The 16416-nt window shown below is 69.4% G+C and carries 17 protein-coding genes; 6 read left to right on the top strand and 11 right to left on the bottom strand.

Annotation, left to right across the window (positions count from 1 at the left end):
• Nucleotides 1-6: 6 nt before the first annotated feature.
• The 5 genes from RZE79_RS05990 to RZE79_RS05970 all read right to left on the bottom strand — a co-directional run bounded on the left by RZE79_RS05990 (nucleotide 7) and on the right by RZE79_RS05970 (nucleotide 4656).
• Complete coding sequence (locus RZE79_RS05990) at nucleotides 7-1026, bottom strand: FecR domain-containing protein (RefSeq protein WP_319361106.1); 1020 nt, start codon at nucleotides 1024-1026, stop codon at nucleotides 7-9.
• 99 nt (nucleotides 1027-1125) lie between these two features.
• Nucleotides 1126-1644, bottom strand: coding sequence for a sigma-70 family RNA polymerase sigma factor (locus RZE79_RS05985; RefSeq protein WP_319359422.1), 519 nt, complete (start codon nucleotides 1642-1644; stop codon nucleotides 1126-1128).
• A gap of 7 nt (nucleotides 1645-1651) precedes the next feature.
• On the bottom strand, nucleotides 1652-2410 hold the full coding sequence (locus tag RZE79_RS05980) for an STN domain-containing protein (RefSeq protein WP_319359421.1): 759 nt from the start codon (nucleotides 2408-2410) through the stop codon (nucleotides 1652-1654).
• 235 nt (nucleotides 2411-2645) lie between these two features.
• Entirely contained in the window at nucleotides 2646-3407 is a 762-nt protein-coding gene (lolD, locus tag RZE79_RS05975; RefSeq protein WP_319359420.1) for a lipoprotein-releasing ABC transporter ATP-binding protein LolD, read from the bottom strand.
• Nucleotides 3400-4656: a lipoprotein-releasing ABC transporter permease subunit gene (locus RZE79_RS05970; protein WP_319359419.1), complete on the bottom strand. Its 1257-nt coding sequence runs from the start codon at nucleotides 4654-4656 to the stop codon at nucleotides 3400-3402. The genes lolD and RZE79_RS05970 overlap by 8 nt, the downstream gene beginning before the upstream one ends.
• 123 nt (nucleotides 4657-4779) lie before the next feature.
• On the opposite strand from RZE79_RS05970, the gene RZE79_RS05965 reads away from it, so the two are divergent.
• The 4 genes from RZE79_RS05965 to RZE79_RS05950 all read left to right on the top strand — a co-directional run bounded on the left by RZE79_RS05965 (nucleotide 4780) and on the right by RZE79_RS05950 (nucleotide 9278).
• Nucleotides 4780-5748 carry a hypothetical protein gene (locus tag RZE79_RS05965; RefSeq protein ID WP_319359418.1) on the top strand — a complete coding sequence of 323 codons (969 nt, stop codon included), beginning with the start codon at nucleotides 4780-4782 and terminating at the stop codon, nucleotides 5746-5748.
• A complete protein-coding gene (gene recJ / locus RZE79_RS05960) occupies nucleotides 5745-7466 on the top strand; it encodes a single-stranded-DNA-specific exonuclease RecJ (protein ID WP_319359417.1) in 1722 nt (573 codons plus the stop codon). Before RZE79_RS05965 ends, recJ begins: the two co-directional genes overlap by 4 nt.
• A gap of 49 nt (nucleotides 7467-7515) precedes the next feature.
• The gene (locus RZE79_RS05955; protein WP_153280390.1) at nucleotides 7516-8109 is read left to right on the top strand and encodes a hypothetical protein; all 594 of its coding nucleotides are present in this window, start codon (nucleotides 7516-7518) and stop codon (nucleotides 8107-8109) included.
• A 143-nt stretch (nucleotides 8110-8252) separates the two neighbouring features.
• The gene (locus RZE79_RS05950; protein ID WP_319359416.1) at nucleotides 8253-9278 is read left to right on the top strand and encodes an SDR family oxidoreductase; all 1026 of its coding nucleotides are present in this window, start codon (nucleotides 8253-8255) and stop codon (nucleotides 9276-9278) included.
• Between the two features lie 5 nt (nucleotides 9279-9283).
• Here the strand turns inward: RZE79_RS05950 and RZE79_RS05945 are convergent, their stop codons facing one another.
• Both RZE79_RS05945 and RZE79_RS05940 read right to left on the bottom strand, forming a co-directional pair.
• Nucleotides 9284-10630: an erythromycin esterase family protein gene (locus RZE79_RS05945; RefSeq protein ID WP_319359415.1), complete on the bottom strand. Its 1347-nt coding sequence runs from the start codon at nucleotides 10628-10630 to the stop codon at nucleotides 9284-9286.
• Between the two features lie 23 nt (nucleotides 10631-10653).
• Nucleotides 10654-11316, bottom strand: a complete 663-nt coding sequence (locus RZE79_RS05940) for a phosphoribosyltransferase (protein ID WP_319359414.1) — start codon at nucleotides 11314-11316, stop codon at nucleotides 10654-10656.
• A 248-nt stretch (nucleotides 11317-11564) separates the two neighbouring features.
• Between RZE79_RS05940 and RZE79_RS05935 the strand changes: the two genes are divergently transcribed.
• Together RZE79_RS05935 and RZE79_RS05930 are read left to right on the top strand one after the other, a co-directional pair.
• Complete coding sequence (locus tag RZE79_RS05935; protein ID WP_153280394.1) at nucleotides 11565-12056, top strand: ferritin-like domain-containing protein; 492 nt, start codon at nucleotides 11565-11567, stop codon at nucleotides 12054-12056.
• A 22-nt stretch (nucleotides 12057-12078) separates the two neighbouring features.
• The gene (locus RZE79_RS05930) at nucleotides 12079-12354 is read left to right on the top strand and encodes a hypothetical protein (RefSeq protein WP_153280395.1); all 276 of its coding nucleotides are present in this window, start codon (nucleotides 12079-12081) and stop codon (nucleotides 12352-12354) included.
• A 78-nt stretch (nucleotides 12355-12432) separates the two neighbouring features.
• On the opposite strand, the gene RZE79_RS05925 is transcribed toward RZE79_RS05930, so the two are convergent.
• From RZE79_RS05925 to RZE79_RS05910, 4 genes are all read right to left on the bottom strand, one after another.
• Nucleotides 12433-12939 (bottom strand): hypothetical protein, encoded by a 507-nt coding sequence (locus RZE79_RS05925; RefSeq protein WP_319359413.1) that lies wholly within the window; start codon nucleotides 12937-12939, stop codon nucleotides 12433-12435.
• A 42-nt stretch (nucleotides 12940-12981) separates the two neighbouring features.
• A complete protein-coding gene (locus RZE79_RS05920; protein ID WP_319359412.1) occupies nucleotides 12982-14139 on the bottom strand; it encodes a zinc-dependent alcohol dehydrogenase in 1158 nt (385 codons plus the stop codon).
• A 261-nt stretch (nucleotides 14140-14400) separates the two neighbouring features.
• Nucleotides 14401-14622: a hypothetical protein gene (locus tag RZE79_RS05915; protein WP_319359411.1), complete on the bottom strand. Its 222-nt coding sequence runs from the start codon at nucleotides 14620-14622 to the stop codon at nucleotides 14401-14403.
• Nucleotides 14623-14751: 129 nt separating this feature from the next.
• Nucleotides 14752-16362 (bottom strand): alpha-amylase family glycosyl hydrolase, encoded by a 1611-nt coding sequence (locus RZE79_RS05910; RefSeq protein ID WP_319359410.1) that lies wholly within the window; start codon nucleotides 16360-16362, stop codon nucleotides 14752-14754.
• Nucleotides 16363-16416 lie beyond the last annotated feature (54 nt).

Below are 16416 nucleotides of genomic sequence, written 5' to 3'. Positions count from 1 at the left end.
TCCGATTCAGCTGAGAACGGTCAACCCGCCCGGCAATGAACGGGCGTCCAGGTCGAAGGCATGCTGCAGTTGCGCCAGCGCCAGGTCGAGCGATGCGATGTAGAAGCTGCCGGTGACCAGGCGGCTGCGCGCGGCCGTGTTCATCAGCACGACGCGGCCGCGCCGGTAGCGGTTGATCTCGTCGAGTACGTCGGACAACCTCGCCTGCGTGAACACCAGCTCGCCCTTGCGCCAGGCCGAGAGATTCGCGGCGCCGACCAGCGCCACGCTGCTCACCGACGTGCCGTCGTACACCGTCTGCTGGCGCGCGCGCAGCTCACGCGCGCCCGCGGGGTGCTCCACGCGCACCGCGCCTTCGATGCAGGTCACGCACACCTTGGCGTCCAGGTAGCGGACCTCGAAACGCCCCGACTCGGCCAGGCTGCGGCCCGCGCCGGCCACGACGCCGAAGGGCCGCGCGCCGCTGCCGGACGACAGATCGAACGCGGCCTCGCCCTCGAGCAGGTCGACGCCGGTCGTCCGGCCGTCCACCGTGCGGCGCCGGATGCGGGTCTGCGTGTTCAGCGTGACCTGCACCCGATCGGTCAGGCCCACCTCCAACTGCTCGCCGGTGGCGGTGCGGTAGTCGCTCCCCCACCCCGACGGCGCAGGCCACAAGCCCGCGGACGGATGGAACACCGCCACGCCCGCGACGCCGGCCATGGCCGCCGCGCCCGCTGCCGCACCGAGGAAGCCGCGGCGCGCGAGCACCGGCCGGGTGCGGTGACGCGCATGAAACGCCGCCGCCTCGGCATTGCTGCGGAGCACGGCGGCAGAGGCCGGGCCGAGCACGGCCCATTGCGCCTTCGCCTCCCTGAAGACCGACGCGTGCACCGGGCTGCGCGCCAGCCAGTGCTTGAAGCGCTGGGCGTCCTGCGGCTTGACGGCACCCGAATGAAACAGGCGCAGCCACTCCCAGGCCTCGTGCCGCGTCGTGTCGGCCGCGAGGGCGGGATCGTCGGCGGATGCCATCAGGGGGTCGTGCATCACGGCCGCGGCCCTTCTTCGGGGCCTCGGCCTGCTGCGAGCGCCAGGGGGATTCGAGTCTTCACTCCGTACGACGAACGGGCCGCGCCGATCCCGCAACTAATTTTTGTCATGGGCCATCCGGGCACTCAGGTAGTCGTGCGCATGCTTGAGTTCGTACTCGACGGTGCGCAGGGAAATGTCCAGGCGCTTCGCCACCTCGGGCTGCGTCAGCCCCTCCATGTGCACGAGCACGACGACCTCGCGCCGCCGCGCCGGCATGCGGTCCAGCAGCTTGACCACGGCGTCCAGCTGCGAACGCGCCTCGGCAATCCGCGCCGGTCCCGGCGCCGTGTCGGCCAGCTCCATCAGCGCGTCGATCTCGTCGAACGGCAGGTTGCGGCTCTGGCGACGCTGGATGTCCAGCGCAATGTTGAAGGCCATGCGCGCCAGATAGCCGCCGGGCCGCTGGATCGGCCCCGCGTCGCTTGCGCCCTGGTCGTTCACGCGCAGCCAGGTGTCGTGCAGCGCGTCCTCGGCCAGGTCGGCATTGCGCAACGCGCGGCCCAGTTGGCGCTTGAGGGCGTCGTAGTGCCTGGACAGGTAGTCCATGAGCACGGGGCGGACGTCTTCGGCCATGGACGGGTCAGGACGGCGCGCGGCCGGCCGCCTCGCGGCAGCGCGTTCCGCCGCGCGCATCGGTGGGCAGGATGAGCAGCGTCAGGGGCTGCGGCAGGTCTGGCGGCGGCGCATGCGCGAGGCGCACGCCGCGCAGAACCTCCAGCATCTCGGCGTCGCGGGCCGCGTCGCCGGTCAGGCCGAGCAGGCGCGGCCGGCGAAGCTGGCCCCCCTCGTCCACCTCGAAGCGCAGCAAGGACCGGTACGTTCCCGGCCGCGTGCGCGCGTTGCCGCACAACGCTTCCCAGACCCGCGCCTGCAGCAGGCTGGGATAGCCCGCGAGGCTTCCAAGGCTGGCCGCGCGCGGCGCCTCCGCCCGGGCCTGCGCCGGCCTCAGCGCGAGCGTGACGCCCGAGCCCGTGCGGACTTTCTCGGCCACCAGGCCCGTGCCCTCCAGCAACACTTCGAGCGCAACGTCGGGGGCGTAGCGCCCGCGCACCGCGGAGGACGTCAGCTCGGCCAGGATCTCGCTGCGAAAGAGTGCAGGCTGCCGCGTGACGGCGGCATAGCGCTTGAGCGCATCGGCCAAGGGAAGCGAGGGAATGTCGAACGCCAGTGCGGCGTCATCCGTGCCGGGCACGGCACCGGCGGGGGCCTCGCCCTCACGCAGCGGCGATGCAAGCCCGTCGCTGGCCCAGGCCGTGCCGGCCAGCCAGGACAGCGCGAGCGCGCAGAGTGCGACGCTGCGGCCTGCCGAGCCCGCGAACCCAGGGTGCACCTCGCTCACCCCCGAGGCGCAACGATGCCGCGCGCATCGTCACTCGCGCCGTGAGGATGCGAAAGCCATGGCAGGGGAAAGAGTCGAGTCGGCAAGGAACGCACGCCAGTCGGGAAACTTGCATGCTGTCACCGGTGTGTGACGGTCTCGTTGCAACGTCAGACTTTCGTACGACTTGGCGCGGGGCGCGCATCCCGTGCGCCGCGGGAAGCCCGGGGCCTCCCCTGGAGCGGCTGACTGCCCCTCAGCCCGCCAGCCGCCCCGCCACCAGCTGCAGCACACGGTCGCAGCGCTTGGCCAGGTCCTGGTCGTGCGTGACCATCACGAAGGCCGTGCCGTGCCGGTGCGCAAGGTCGAGCATCAGCGCGAACACGGCGTCGGCGGTGCTGCGGTCGAGGTTGCCGGTGGGCTCGTCGGCCAGCACGCAAGCGGGCTTCGTGACCAGCGCGCGCGCAATCGCCACGCGCTGGCGCTCGCCACCCGACAGCTCGGCCGGCCGGTGGTGCAGGCGCTCGCCGAGCCCAACGCTCGCGAGGATCTTTGCGGCGGCTTGCGACGCTTCTCCGGCCTCGACGCGGCGGATCTTCAGCGGCATCGCGACGTTGTCGAGCGCGCTGAATTCGGGCAGCAGGTGATGGAACTGGTAGACGAAGCCCAGGTGATGGTTGCGCAAGCGGCCCTGCTCGGCGGCATCGGCATGCGCGATGTCCTTGCCGAGCAGTTCGACCTTGCCCGCGGTGGGCGCGTCGAGCCCGCCCATCAGGTGCAGCAGCGTGCTCTTGCCGGAGCCCGAGGCACCGACGATGGCCAGCGTTTCGCCGGCGTGCACGTCGAGGTCGACACCGTGCAGCACGGTGAGGTCGATGCGGCCTTCGTGGAAGCGCTTGGTGAGGCCGCGGGCCTTCAGGACGACACCATTGGCGCCGGGCCGCCCCAAGCCAATGGCGGCCCCCTCGGGGGGCAGCGAGGACACGTCAGTGCCGAGCGTGGGGGCCTGTTTATTCATAGCGCAGGGCCTCGGCAGGATTGACGCGGCTGGCGCGCCAGCTCGGATACAGCGTGGCCAGGAAGGCCAGGATGAGGGAAATGATCGCGATCGGCATGATGTCGCTCTGCTGCGGGTCGCTCGGCATCTTGCTGATCAGGTAGATGTCCTTGGGCAGGAAGCTGGCGTGGAAGAGCTGCTCCAGGAAGGGCACGATCACGTCGATGTTGTAGGCGATGCCCAGCCCCAGCAGCAGGCCGCCCACGGTGCCGATCACGCCCACCATGGCGCCCTGCACCACGAAGATGGCCATGATGCTGCGCGGCGAGCTGCCCAGCGTGCGCAGGATGGCGATGTCGGCACGCTTGTCGGTCACGGTCATCACCAGCGTGGAGACGAGGTTGAAGGCCGCCACCGCGACGATCAGCGTGAGGATGATGAACATCATGCGTTTCTCGACCTGCACGGCCGCGAACCAGGTCTTGTTCTGGCGCGTCCAGTCGCGGATGAGGAACTGCCCCGGCAGCGTGGCGGCGAGCTGGTCGGCCACGTCGCGCGCCTCGTGCAGGTCTTTCAGCTTGAGGCGGATGCCGGTCGGGCCTTCGAGGCGGAACACCTTGGCCGCATCTTTCTCGTGCACCATCGCCAGCGCCGAGTCGTACTCGTAGTGGCCCGAGTCGAACACGCCGACCACGGTGAACTGCTTCAGGCGCGGCACCACGCCGGCCGGCGTGACCTGTCCGCCCGGTGCCACCAGCGTGACCTGGTCGCCGGGCTGCACGAACATCGAGCGCGCCAGCTCGACGCCCAGCACGATGCCGAACTCGCCGGGCACCAGCTTGTCGAAGGTGCCGCCCTTGGCGATGCTGCCGGTGTCGGTGACCTCGGGCTCGAGCGCGGGGTCGATGCCGCGCACGATCGCGCCCTTCATGTCTTCGCCGCGCGCAATCAGCGCCTGCGTGTTGATGAAAGGCGCGGCGCCGATCACCGCGGGGTTCTTGCGGGCGTCGGCCATGATGGCGTCGATGTCCTGCAAGGCCTGGCCGTCGCGCGAGAAGATCTCGATGTGCGACACCACGCTGAGCATGCGGTCGCGCACTTCCTTCTGGAAGCCGTTCATCACGCTGAGCACGATGATCAGCGCCGCCACGCCCAGGGCGATGCCGAGCATCGACACGCCGGAGATGAAAGAAATGAAGCCGTTGCGGCGCGTGGCACGGCCTGCGCGCGTGTAGCGCCAGCCGAGCTGCAGTTCATAAGGGAATCGCATCAGAAGCCCCGCCCCGTGGCCTCAAGGGGCATGGGCGCACCCGCAGGGGGCGGCAAATACGCGGGGTGAGGAGCGAGGGGGTAGGTCATACGGTGGAATTGTGGCATCCCGGACAATAGGGAAATGGCCGAACCTCTCCCACGTCATCTGTTGATTCCCTTTGCCGGCCGCGGTTCCCCGGCTTGCCGTGCGGCGCTCGCGACCCTGCGGCTGCCGAACCTCGAAACCCTGCTGCTCCGCCTGACGCTCGCCGACACCGACACGCAGGACGACAGCACCCGCTCCCCGCCGCACGAACGCGCGCTGGCCCGCGCGCTCGGCCTGCCCGCCGCCCCCGATGGCTGCATTCCCTGGGCCGCGCTCGAAGCCCGCAAGACCGGCCTGGCCGCGCCCGGCGACCGCGAGGCCTGGGGCCTGGTGACGCTGTGCAACTGGCAGGTCGGCATCGACGACGTGGCGCTGGGCGATCCGTCCGCCATCGAAATCGACGCCGACGAATCCGCGGCCCTGCTGGCCGTCGCCCAGCCCTTCTTCGAGGAAGACGGCATCGCGCTGCACCCCTCCGACACACCGGGCCGCTGGCTCGCGCGCGCGCCCATCTTCGACGAGCTGGCCACCGCCTCCATCGACCGCGCCGTGGGCTATCCGATTTCGCAGTGGTCGCCATTGGGCGACGCGTCGCGGCCGCTGCGCCGGCTGCAGAACGAGATGCAGATGCTGCTGTACACGCAGCGTGTGAACGACGAGCGCACCGCGCGCGGCGTGCCGCCCATCAACTCCTTCTGGCTCAGCGGCACCGGCGCGCTGACGCAGGACGTCGCGCCCACCGGCCCCGCGCCCGAAGTCAGCGACGCCCTGCGCGTGGCCGCCCTGCGCGACGACGGCGCCGGCTGGGCCGTCGCGTGGCAGGCGCTGGACGCCGGCGCCATCGCCAGCCTGCTGAGCGACTACACCCGCGGCGCCGACGTGGCGCTCACGCTGTGCGGCGACCGCGCCGCGCAACGCTACACCGTGCAGCAGCGCGGCCTGGCCCGCTGGGCCAAGAGTCTGTTCGATCGCACACGCGCCGCCAGCGTGCTGGAGGCCCTGTGAAAATCATCGCCCGAGACATTCCCCCGCGCACCGTCTGGGCGCTGGAACAGGCCGGCGTGCACCCGCTGCTGGCGCGCCTTTTTGCGGCACGCGGCGTGCGCGGCAAGGACGAGCTCGACGACGGGCTCGCGCGCCTGCTGCTGCCCGACACGCTGCGCGGCACGCGCGAAGCCGCCGTGCTGCTGGCCGACGCCATCGCGCAGGACAAACGCCTGTGCATCGTGGCCGACTACGACTGCGACGGCGCCACCGCCTGCGCGGTCGGCGTGCGCGGCCTGCGCCTGCTGGGCGGCAAGCACGTGAGCTACCTCGTGCCCGACCGCGTGGTCGACGGCTACGGCCTGACCCCGCCCATCGCCGAGCGCGTGGCCAACGCCGGTGCCGACATGCTGATCACCGTCGACAACGGCATCGCCAGCGTCGAAGGCGTGGCCGCCGCCAAGGCGCGCGGCCTGCAGGTGCTGGTGACCGACCACCACCTGCCCGGCCCCGAGCTGCCCCTGGCCGACGTGATGGTCAACCCCAACCAGCCCGGCTGCGATTTCGAAAGCAAGAGCATCGCCGGCGTCGGCGTGATGTTCTACGTGCTGCTCGCGCTGCGCTCCGAGTTGCGCACGCGCGGCGTGTTCAACATCGCCAGCCAACCGAAGCTCGATGCGCTGCTGCCGCTGGTCGCGCTGGGCACCGTGGCCGACGTGGTGAAGCTCGACGCCAACAACCGCCGCCTCGTGGCCCAAGGCCTGCGCCGCATCCGCGCGGGCGCGATGCCCGCCGGCGTGGCGGCGCTGTTCAAGGCCGCGGGCCGCACCGCCTCGGCTGCGACGACTTTCGACTTCGGCTTTGCACTCGGTCCGCGCATCAACGCAGCCGGCCGGCTGGCCGACATGACGCTGGGCATCGAATGCCTGCTGACCGACGACGCCGGCCGCGCCGACGAACTCGCGCGCATGCTCGACGGCATCAACCGCGAGCGGCGCGACATCGAAGGCGGCATGCGCGACCAGGCGCTGCTGCTGGCCGAGTCGCTGTTTGCGGCCGACGGCGAAGGCGTCGACGCACCGCCGCCGGCCATCAGCGTGTTCGGTGCGGACTTCCACGAAGGCGTGGTGGGCATCGTGGCCTCGCGCATCAAGGACCGCTTCCATCGACCGACCTTCGTGTTCGCAGCGAGCGCAGCGCCGGGCAAGGAGCAGGAGCTCAAGGGCTCGGGCCGATCGATTCCGGGCTTTCACCTGCGCGACGCGCTCGACCTCGTGGCCAAGCGCCACCCGGGCGTGCTGCTGCGCTTCGGCGGCCACGCGATGGCCGCGGGCTGCACCGTGGCACGCGAGCACTTTCCCGTCTTCGAGCGCGCGCTGGCGCAGGTCGCCGGCGAATGGCTGGCCGAAGCCGCGCTCACGCGGCAGATCGAAACCGACGGGCCGATCTCGCGCGAGTACATGCGCATCGACCTCGTCGACACGCTGCACAAGGAGGTGTGGGGCCAAGGCTTCGCGCCGCCCACCTTCAGCGAAGAGGTCGAGGTGGTGTCGCAGCGGCTGGTGGGCGAAAAGCACCTGGCGCTCAAGCTCAAGCACCAGGGCCAGCCGATCGACGCCATCTGGTTCAGCCACACCGAGCCGCTGCCGCCGCGCGTGAAGCTGGCCTTCCGGCTCGATGCCGACGAGTGGCAGGGCGTGCGCCGGCTGCGCTTCCTGGTCGAAGGCGCCGAGGTGTGACGCAAGCGGCCTAGACTTGGGTTCCATCCTTCGATTGGGGCACGCTCGCATGCAGCAAGAAGCCATCTCGGCCCACGACATCTTTCCGCACATCCGCGTCGTGATGGGCATGGTCATCGGCCTGGGCGTCACCCGGTTGCTGTCGGGCGTGGCGCGCATCGTGCAGCACCCGACGCAGTACCGGCTCTATGCCGTGCACCTGGCCTGGGTCGCTTCGGTGCTGCTGGCGCTGGTGCATTTCTGGTGGTGGGAGTTCGGCCTGTACCAGATCGACAGCTGGACCTTCGGCACCTACGCCTTCATCATCAGCTACGCGATTCTTCTGTTCCTGCTGTGCGCGCTGCTCTTTCCCGACAGCATGCAGGACTACGCGAGCTACCGCGACTACTTCTACGCCCGCCGCGCGTGGTTCTTCGGCTTGCTGGCCGCCACTTATCTGCTCGACGTGGTCGACACGATGATCAAGGGCGAGGCGCACTTCGCCCGCTTTGCGACGGAGTACCTCATCCGCACGCCGATCCTCGTGGGTCTGTGCATTGCGGCGGCCCGGTCGGCCAACCCGCGCTTTCACACGGCCTTCGTCGTGGGCACGCTGGCGTACCAGCTGTCGTGGATCTTTCGGCTCTTCGACACCTTGAACTGATCGGCCGGGGCCGTGCGCGGCCTCGGACGCCACGCGCGTGCGGTCGGGACGCTTTCCTACGCAGGTGGCGGCGCAGCGTTCTACGGTGGCTTTTCGAACGCAACGTCGAACCAACGTCGAACGCCAGACCGCAGGAGCCGTCCATGAAATCCACCGCCGCCACCGCCACTGCCGCCGCGAAGAAAACCGGCAAGACCGCCGCCGTCACCGCGCGGCATCGCGCCGTTCAACGCAGCCAGGACGCCAAGGACCGCGCGAAGCAACCCGAGGCCGAAAGCAAGAAGAAAGCCCCGGTGCAGGCAGGCCACCGGCCGCTGCCTGCCAACCCCATGCCGGCGCAGCACCTGACCAAGCCGGGCCTGGAGGCCGAGATGGCGCTGCGCCCGCGCTTCGAGGCGCCCGACTACGTCGGCAGCGGCAAGCTCGAGGGCATGAGCGCGCTGGTCACGGGCGGCGATTCAGGCATCGGCCGCGCGGTGGCCGTGCTCTACGCACGCGAAGGCGCCGACGTGGCCATCGTGCATCTCGACGACGAACAGGAGGACGCCGAAGAAACGCGGCGCCACGTCGAGGCCGAGGGCGCGCGCTGCCTCACGATCAGCGGCGATGTGCGCGACCCGGCCTTCTGCCGACAGGCGGTCGACGCCACCATCGCGGCCTTCGGCAAGCTCGACATCCTCGTCAACAACGCGGCGTTCCAGCTGCATGCGGCATCGATCGAGGACATCAGCGACGAGCGCCTCGACCTCACGCTGCGCACCAACATCGCCGGTTATTTCCTCATGGCGCGCGCCGCCGTGCCGCACCTGGGACGCGGCAGTTCGATCATCAATACCGGGTCGGTGACGGGCCTCGAAGGCAGCGCGCAGCTGCTGGACTATTCGGCCACCAAGGGCGCCATCCACGCCTTCACCAAGTCGCTCGCCAGCAACCTGCTCGAACGCGGCATCCGCGTGAATGCCGTGGCGCCGGGCCCGGTGTGGACGCCGCTGAATCCGGCGGACCGGTCCGCCGAGGAAGTGAAGGACTTCGGCGAGCAGACCGACATGAAGCGGCCGGCCCAGCCCGAGGAGCTGTCGCCCGCGTACGTGTTCCTCGCGGCACCGAGCTGTGCGAGCTACATCACCGGCGTGGTGCTGCCTGTCACCGGCAGCGTGGGCGCGGTGTAGCGCCGCTACATGCCGAAGGGGTAGGTCTCGGGCGCTTCGGCGTCCGTCCATCCGGCTTCGCGCTCGAGCGGTTCCACCGCGCGGGACTGGTCGAAATGAAGCACCGCATCGAATTGCGCCGGCAGCTCGGCAAAGAAGTAATGGCTCTGGCGTTCGGTGTCGGGGCGGTAGATGACGCCGATCGCGCGTTCCAGCCGCGATTCGCGCAGCACCGCCACGTGGCCGCCTGCGCCGCGCATCGGCAGCATGAACCGGTCGATGCCGGTCGCATGCAAGAGACCCTCGTAGCTGTCGGCGCGCGACGGCACGACCTGTTTGCGCTCGGCGGCCGCGCCCCAGTCGGACGCCGCCGTCACGGTGCCGGCGTGCGTGGTGAAGCCGATCAGCACCGCATCGCGGCCATGGCGTTCGCGCATCAGCTGGCCCACATTGAGTTCGCCGCGTCGCCCGCCCATCTCGGTGGCGCGCGCATCGCCCAGATGGGAGTTGTGGGCCCACACCACGATCCTCGGGCGCTCGCCGCCCCGCCCGAGGTGGCGCTCGAGTTCGTCCAGGGTCTCCACCATGTGCCGGTCGCGCAGGTTCCATGACGACACGTCGCGCAGGTACATCGAGCGGTAGTACGCCTCGGCGTTCTTGACGAGGCGGGCGTTCTGCTCGGCGTTGAACGCGTCGTCCGTGTCGACGGCGCTGCCGCCGCTCGCAGCGGCAATGGCATGGTGGCGCATCTCCGTCAGCATGCGGATCACCTCCTGCTCGCAGGACGGCGAAGAACCGAGGCCGGTCATGAGCCCGTAGACCTGGCTGTCGTCGCCGAACCGGTCGAAGCAGGCATAGCGCTCGCGCGCGCGCCGCGCGGCTTCGGCATCTGTACGGTCGAAGTACCCCAGCACGGCTTCCATCGAAGCCATGAGGCTGTAGAGATCGAGGCCATAGAACCCCGTTCTCTGGTGCGGCGGCCTGGCATCGTTGAAGGCGCGCTGCCATTCGACGAAATCGACCACGTCGGTGTTGCGCCACATCCAGGTCGGGAAGCGCTTGAAGCCGGCCAGCGCGTCGCGCGCCGATGCATCGTTGCCCGTGCCGCGCACAAACCGATTCACCCGGTAGGCATCGGGCCAGTCGCCTTCGATCGCCACCGCGTGAAAGCCTTTTTCCGCGATCAGGCGCCGGGTGATCGCCGCCCGCTCGCGATAGAACTCGTGCGTGCCATGGGACGCCTCGCCGAGCAGCACGAAGTGCGCGTCGCCGATCAGTTCGAGCAGCGCGTCGTGGTCGCGCGCGGTGCCGTCCAGCCGGTGCGCGGCCGAGCGCAGCGTGTCGAGTTGCCTTGTGGTGGGAGTCGATGTCATTCCAAGGCCCGTCCTCTGGTGCGTCAGTTCGAGGATGCGGTCTCGCGCGCGCTTCGCTTCAGCAGCGCGACGACCTCCTCGTCGCTGGTCTGGGAAAAGTCCTGGTACCCGAGGCCGACGGCGCGAAACGGCGCCGGCGTGACGCACAGCACGTCGTCGGCCTCGCTGCGAAGCAACTCGCAGGCCTCGGCCGAGGCCACGGGAACCGCGACCACGATGCGTGCAGGCTGCAGCGCGCGAAGCGCCCGGACGGCCACACGCATGGTCGATCCGGTGGCCAGCCCGTCGTCGACGAGCACCGCCGTGCGGCCGCGCACGTCCGGTGGCGGCCGACCGTCGCGATACAGCCGCTCGCGCCGTTCCAGTTCGATGCCTTCGGCACGCGCCACCTCCTCGACAGCCGCCGAAGAGATGCCGAGTTCGCGCACGACGGCGTCGTTCAGCACACGCGTGCCGCCGCTGGCGATGGCGCCCATGGCGTACTCCGCATGGCCGGGGATGCCGAGCTTGCGCACGACCATCACGTCGAGTGGCGCGTCGAATGCACGCGCCACTTCGAAGCCCACCGGCACACCACCGCGCGGCAGCGCCAACACGACCACGTCGCGTCCGGCGCAGGCCTGGAACAGCCTCCTGCCGAGTTCTTGTCCGGCCTCTGTGCGGTCACGGAATACGTCGGGTGCCATGTCGATGTCCTGGCGCGGTCGGGTCGCTGCGCGCATGAAAGACATCGTATTTTTCTGCCGTCGCAGCGGTGTAGGGCGATCCTCACATCGACGTAGGTGAAGCGACAGCTTGCAGGTGCGATGCCGCGCGCGAGCCCCATGCCGGCGCACTGGCATGCCGCGTCGCCGCAGGCCTACATGAAGGCACCGCCGCCGCAGGCAATTTGCAGGCTTTCCAACCCACTTTTATTTTTACGAAGGAGCGACCCATGCCAGTGAAGTCCGCGATGGACCTTTTCGTTCACGAGATTTCGGACACCCACAACGCCGAGAAGCAGATGACGCGATCGCTGCCCAAGCTCGCGCGCGCAGCCACGGACCCCGAGCTTTCGCAGGCGTTCGAAGACCACCTGGTCGAAACCCGCACGCAGGTCGAGCGCCTCGAGCAGGTCGCCGAGGCCTGCGGCTTCAAGATCAAGCGCGTCAAGTGCGACGGCATGGAAGGCCTGGTGGAAGAAACCATGTCGCTGGTCGACCTGATCGGCAAGGGCCCGGTGCTCGACGCCGCGCTCATCGGCGCCGCGCAGAAGGCCGAGCACTACGAGATCGCGGGCTACACCTCGCTGTGCCTCATGGCCCAGAAGCTGGGCTTTGCCGACGCTGTTCCGCTGCTCAAGGCCAGCCTCGCGGAGGAGCAGGCGACCGACCAGCGGCTGGGCCTGCTCGCCGAGGCCGCGCAGATCGAAGAAGCGGCCGCCTGAGGCGCGGCGATGCGGGGGCGACGTGGACGACCGCTACGAAGGCGACGGGTACGAGTTCAGCATCCGGCTGCTCGACCACCGCCGCCTGTTCGTGCACGTGACCCGCGCGGCACTGGAGTTCCTGGCCGGTGATGAACCGGCCGACCAGCTCTCGACGCTCACGGCCTGCATGGGCCTGCTGCGCGAGCGCGCCCTGCTCGTGCATGCGAGCACGGGCGCCGAGCGCGTGGTGCTCGGGCCGGCCGACGTGGCGGGGCCCGCGGATCTGGGCACGCAGAGGACGCCGCTGCTGCACTGAGCGCGGCGGAACTCCGCCACCGAGGGTCGGCTCGGGGGCGACGGGCATGCCGAGCCCTTGGTGCTGACGCTTTGCCCTTCAGCGCCGCCGCTTCAGCGCGACGGCGATCAGCGCCAGCGCCGCAATGCCGATCGCCGCCTTGCGCGCCGCGCCCATCGGGTTGTGCCTGAGTTCGGCACGGCCGCCCATCTCGGCATAGAGGTTGGGCACATGGCCGCGCGAGAGGTCGTCGATGAGGCCTTCGCCCACATTCACCCGGTCGGCCAGCAGCAGCAGCATCCAGTGGCGCAGGTCGTTCTCGGAATGCCTGAAGGCCTGGCGCCGCAGCCAGCCGCTCAGCCCCTTGGGCGGCAGCGTGGTGCCGTAGACCGGCGTGATGCGCGGGCGTTCGGAGGACACCAGCACGTCGGCATGCGAATGCTGCTGTTCGGGCGGCGGCACCGCATGCGGCAGGCGCGGCGGCGTGCGCTCCATCGGATACGCCGGCCGGTGGGCGTGGTCGAGGTCGGCGCCCCAGCCGACGATGTGCGCATGGCGCTCGGCCTGGTTGCGCGGCGGGTTCTGTTGTGCGTCTGTGATGATCATGCGGATCGCTCCAAGGGGAATGGCATTCCGGCAGACCGGCCGTCAGGCGGCCAGCGCCGAAGGCGGCACGAGCACCGTCTTGATGCAGTTGTCCAGCTTGCTGGAGAACAGGTGGTACGCATCGGCCACGTCGCGCAGGTCGATGCGGTGCGTGATGACGTCGCTCGGCCGGATGCGCCCCGCCTGGATGTGTTCGATGAGCCGCGGCAGGTGCCGCTTCACGCTTGCCTGGTTCATGCGCAGCGTGAGGCCCTTGTTGATCGCGTTGCCGATCGGCACCGCATTGAAGGTCGGTCCGTACACGCCCACGATCGACACGCGTCCGCCCTTGCGGACCGCGTTGATGCACCAGTGCAGCACGATCGCCGCGCCGCCCTGCAGCTTGAGCTTCACGCCCAGCAGCGTGTGCGCAAAGCTGCCTGCGGCTTCGCAGCCCACGCAGTCGATGCACACGTCGGCGCCGAGGCCGTCGGTCATCTTCTTGATGTGGACCGCCATGTCGCCGACCTGCTTGAAGTCGACCACCTCGCACTGCGCGTAGCGGCGCACGAAGTCGAGCCGGTACTCGACGTGGTCGACCACGATCACGCGGCCCGCGCCCAGCAGCCACGCCGACTTGGCGGCAAAGATGCCGATCGGGCCGGCGCCGAAGATCACGACGGTGTCGCCTTCTTCGATGTCACCCATCTCCGCGGCCTGGTAGCCGGTGGGCAGCGCATCGGTGAGCAGCACCGCGTCGTCCACGTCCAGGTCGGGCGGGATCACGGTGGGGCCGATGTCGGCCATCGGCACGCGCACGTACTCGGCCTGCCCGCCGTCGTAGCCGCCCGTGGTGTGCGAGTAGCCGTAGATGCCGCCCACCGCGGTGGCCGAGGGGTTGGTGTCGTGGCAGTTGCTGTAGAGCTCCTTCTGGCAGAAGTAGCAGTTGCCGCAGAAGATATTGAAAGGCACCAGCACATGCTGGCCCGGCTTCAGGTGCTGCACCGCCGGGCCGACGGCCTCGACCACGCCGGTGAACTCGTGCCCGAAGGTCGTGCCCACGCGCGTGTCGGGCACGAGCCCGTGGTACAGGTGCAGGTCGGAGCCGCAGATGCACGAACGCGTGACGCGCACGATCGCGTCGCCCGGGTGTTCGATCTCCGGCTCGGCCTTGTGCGCAGCGCGCACGCGGTAAGGGCCGCGGTAGTTCATGGCCAGCATGGTGGGAAGCTCCTTTGGCGGTTGCGGTTGTTGCAGGAAGACAGGCACTCACGCGGCAGGAATTGCCACGCGAGGCCGCGCACTCAAGGGTCCGGCAAGCCGGATGCCTGCGCACCGGGGCGGTCCGAAGAGGCCGTTCACCACGCCGGCACGCCAGCGCGCATCCATGGCGGTCCGGCGCAACGGCCCGCCGCCGGGGAGTGCGGTAGCAATTGCCGCAGGTCTCACCGGTGTCCTTGCGCGCCCGCGCTGCGCTTCACTTCAATTCGACGGGCGCGTCGGCGAGCCATCGCGCGCGTCGCCGGATTCGCCGCCCCGGACGGAACGATCGGCAGGCGCGCCGCGGGCCTTCTGTCCATCGGCGGCACGGCGCGTCACCGGGGCTTCGTCGGCCCCCTCGTCCTCCGGCACCACATCGCGCCGGGCGTTCGGGTTGGACACCAGGACGGGCCTGTTCTGCGGTGGCTTCACATAGTCGACCATGGATCGTGCTCCTTTCGTTCCGGCGAAGGATCCCCGTGCGGGCAGCGAGGCCGATGTAGGAGCGGGCCGCTGAAGTGTGCCGCCCGATGGCGACGGGCCGCGCCGCTGACGTGCCCCCGTCGCCGTAACTCAGCGCGCCACGATCACGCCCTCGAGTGGCTGCAGCACCAGGGGGCCAGGCACCACGCCGGTCCGGTCCGCATGGGTCGAAGCCAGCACGACCGCCTCCGCCGGCAGCAGGTCGGCGGCCACCGGCGTCGGCGTGGTGGAAAAATTCAGCAGCACGATCAGCCGCCTTTCTCCCGACGTCCTCGCATAGGCCAGCACGTCGGCGCCGGCGTCGAGTTGCTCATGGCTCCCTTCATGCAGCGCGGGCTCGCGGCGGCGCAGTGCGATGAGCTTCCTGTAGAGCTGCAGCATCGAGGCCGGGTCCGCCAGTTGCGATTCGACGTTGCGCATGCCCCAGTCGCCGCCCAGCCGCAGCCATGGCGTGCCATCGGTAAAGCCCGCCATGTGGGTCCGGCTCCACTGCATGGGCGTGCGCTGCGGATCGCGCCCCAGGCCCTTGCCCGGCTCGTTCTTCTCGAACGGGTCCTGCACTTCGTCGGGCGGAATGGGAACGTCGGTCAGGCCGATCTCGTCGCCGTAGTAGAGCGTGGGCGTGCCGCGCAACGTCAGAAGCAGCATCGCCGCGAGCCGCGCCCGCTCCTGCCCGACGCGGCTCGCGATGCGCGGCTTGTCGTGGTTGCCGAGCACCCAGTTGGGCGCCGCGCCGTGCGGCAAAGCCGCTTCGTAGTTGCGCACGATGCGGTCGATCTCGACCGCGTGCCATGGCGCGGCGATGAGCTGAAAATTGAACGGCAGCTGAACCCCCTGCAACAGGCCGTCGGCGGTGCGGCCGTAGTAGGCCATGAGCCGCTCGAGCGGAAGGTAGAGCTCGCCGATCAGCACCCGCGCCGAAGCCTCGTTGCTGAACGCGTCGACGGCGCGGCGCATCTCGAACACGATGTCCTGCATCTCGGGGCGGTCCGTGGTGTAGAGCGCCAGCAGCCGGTGCGAGGGGTCCTGTCCCGGTTGGAATGACGGGTTGGGCGGGTTGTCGCGAAACTGGTCGTCCTTGATGAGGTGGTAGAGCACGTCGACGCGGAATCCGTCCACCCCGCGCCGCAGCCAGAAACGCAGCACCTCGTACATGGCCTCGCGCACCTCGGGGTTGCGCCAGTTCAGGTCGGGCTGCGCTTTCAGGAAAGAGTGGCAGTAGTACTGCCCGCTGGCTTCATCGAAGGTCCACGCAGGGCCTCCGAAATTGCTGATCCAGTTGTTGGGAGGGCCGCCGTCGGGCGCGGGATCTCGCCACAGATACCAGTCGCGCTTGGCGCTCGTGCGCGACGCGCGGCTTTGCATGAACCACGGATGCTGGTCCGAGGTGTGGTTGGGCACGAAGTCCAGCACCAGCTTCAGGCCGCGCGCCTTGCACTCCTGCGCCAGCACATCGAAGTCCTCGAGCGTGCCGAAGCGCGGATCGATGTTGCAGTAGTCGGATATGTCGTACCCGAAGTCGGCCATCGGTGAGGGGTAGATCGGCGATATCCAGAGGGCATCCACGCCGAGGTCGATCAGATAATCAAGCCGCTTGCGGATGCCGCGCAGGTCGCCGATGCCATCTCCGTCGCTGTCCTGGAACGAACGCGGATAGATCTGATAGACGATTCCGTTCTTCCACCAGGCATCGGCCGACATCGCGTTTTCCTTTCGTGTTTGCGTGTTGCGAGGTCTCGATCTTCAGGAGGTTCC

Source organism: Variovorax sp. EBFNA2, from assembly GCF_033802765.1.
Classification (GTDB): domain Bacteria; phylum Pseudomonadota; class Gammaproteobacteria; order Burkholderiales; family Burkholderiaceae_C; genus Variovorax; species Variovorax paradoxus_H.
This window is presented reverse-complemented; position numbering and strand designations above follow the sequence as displayed.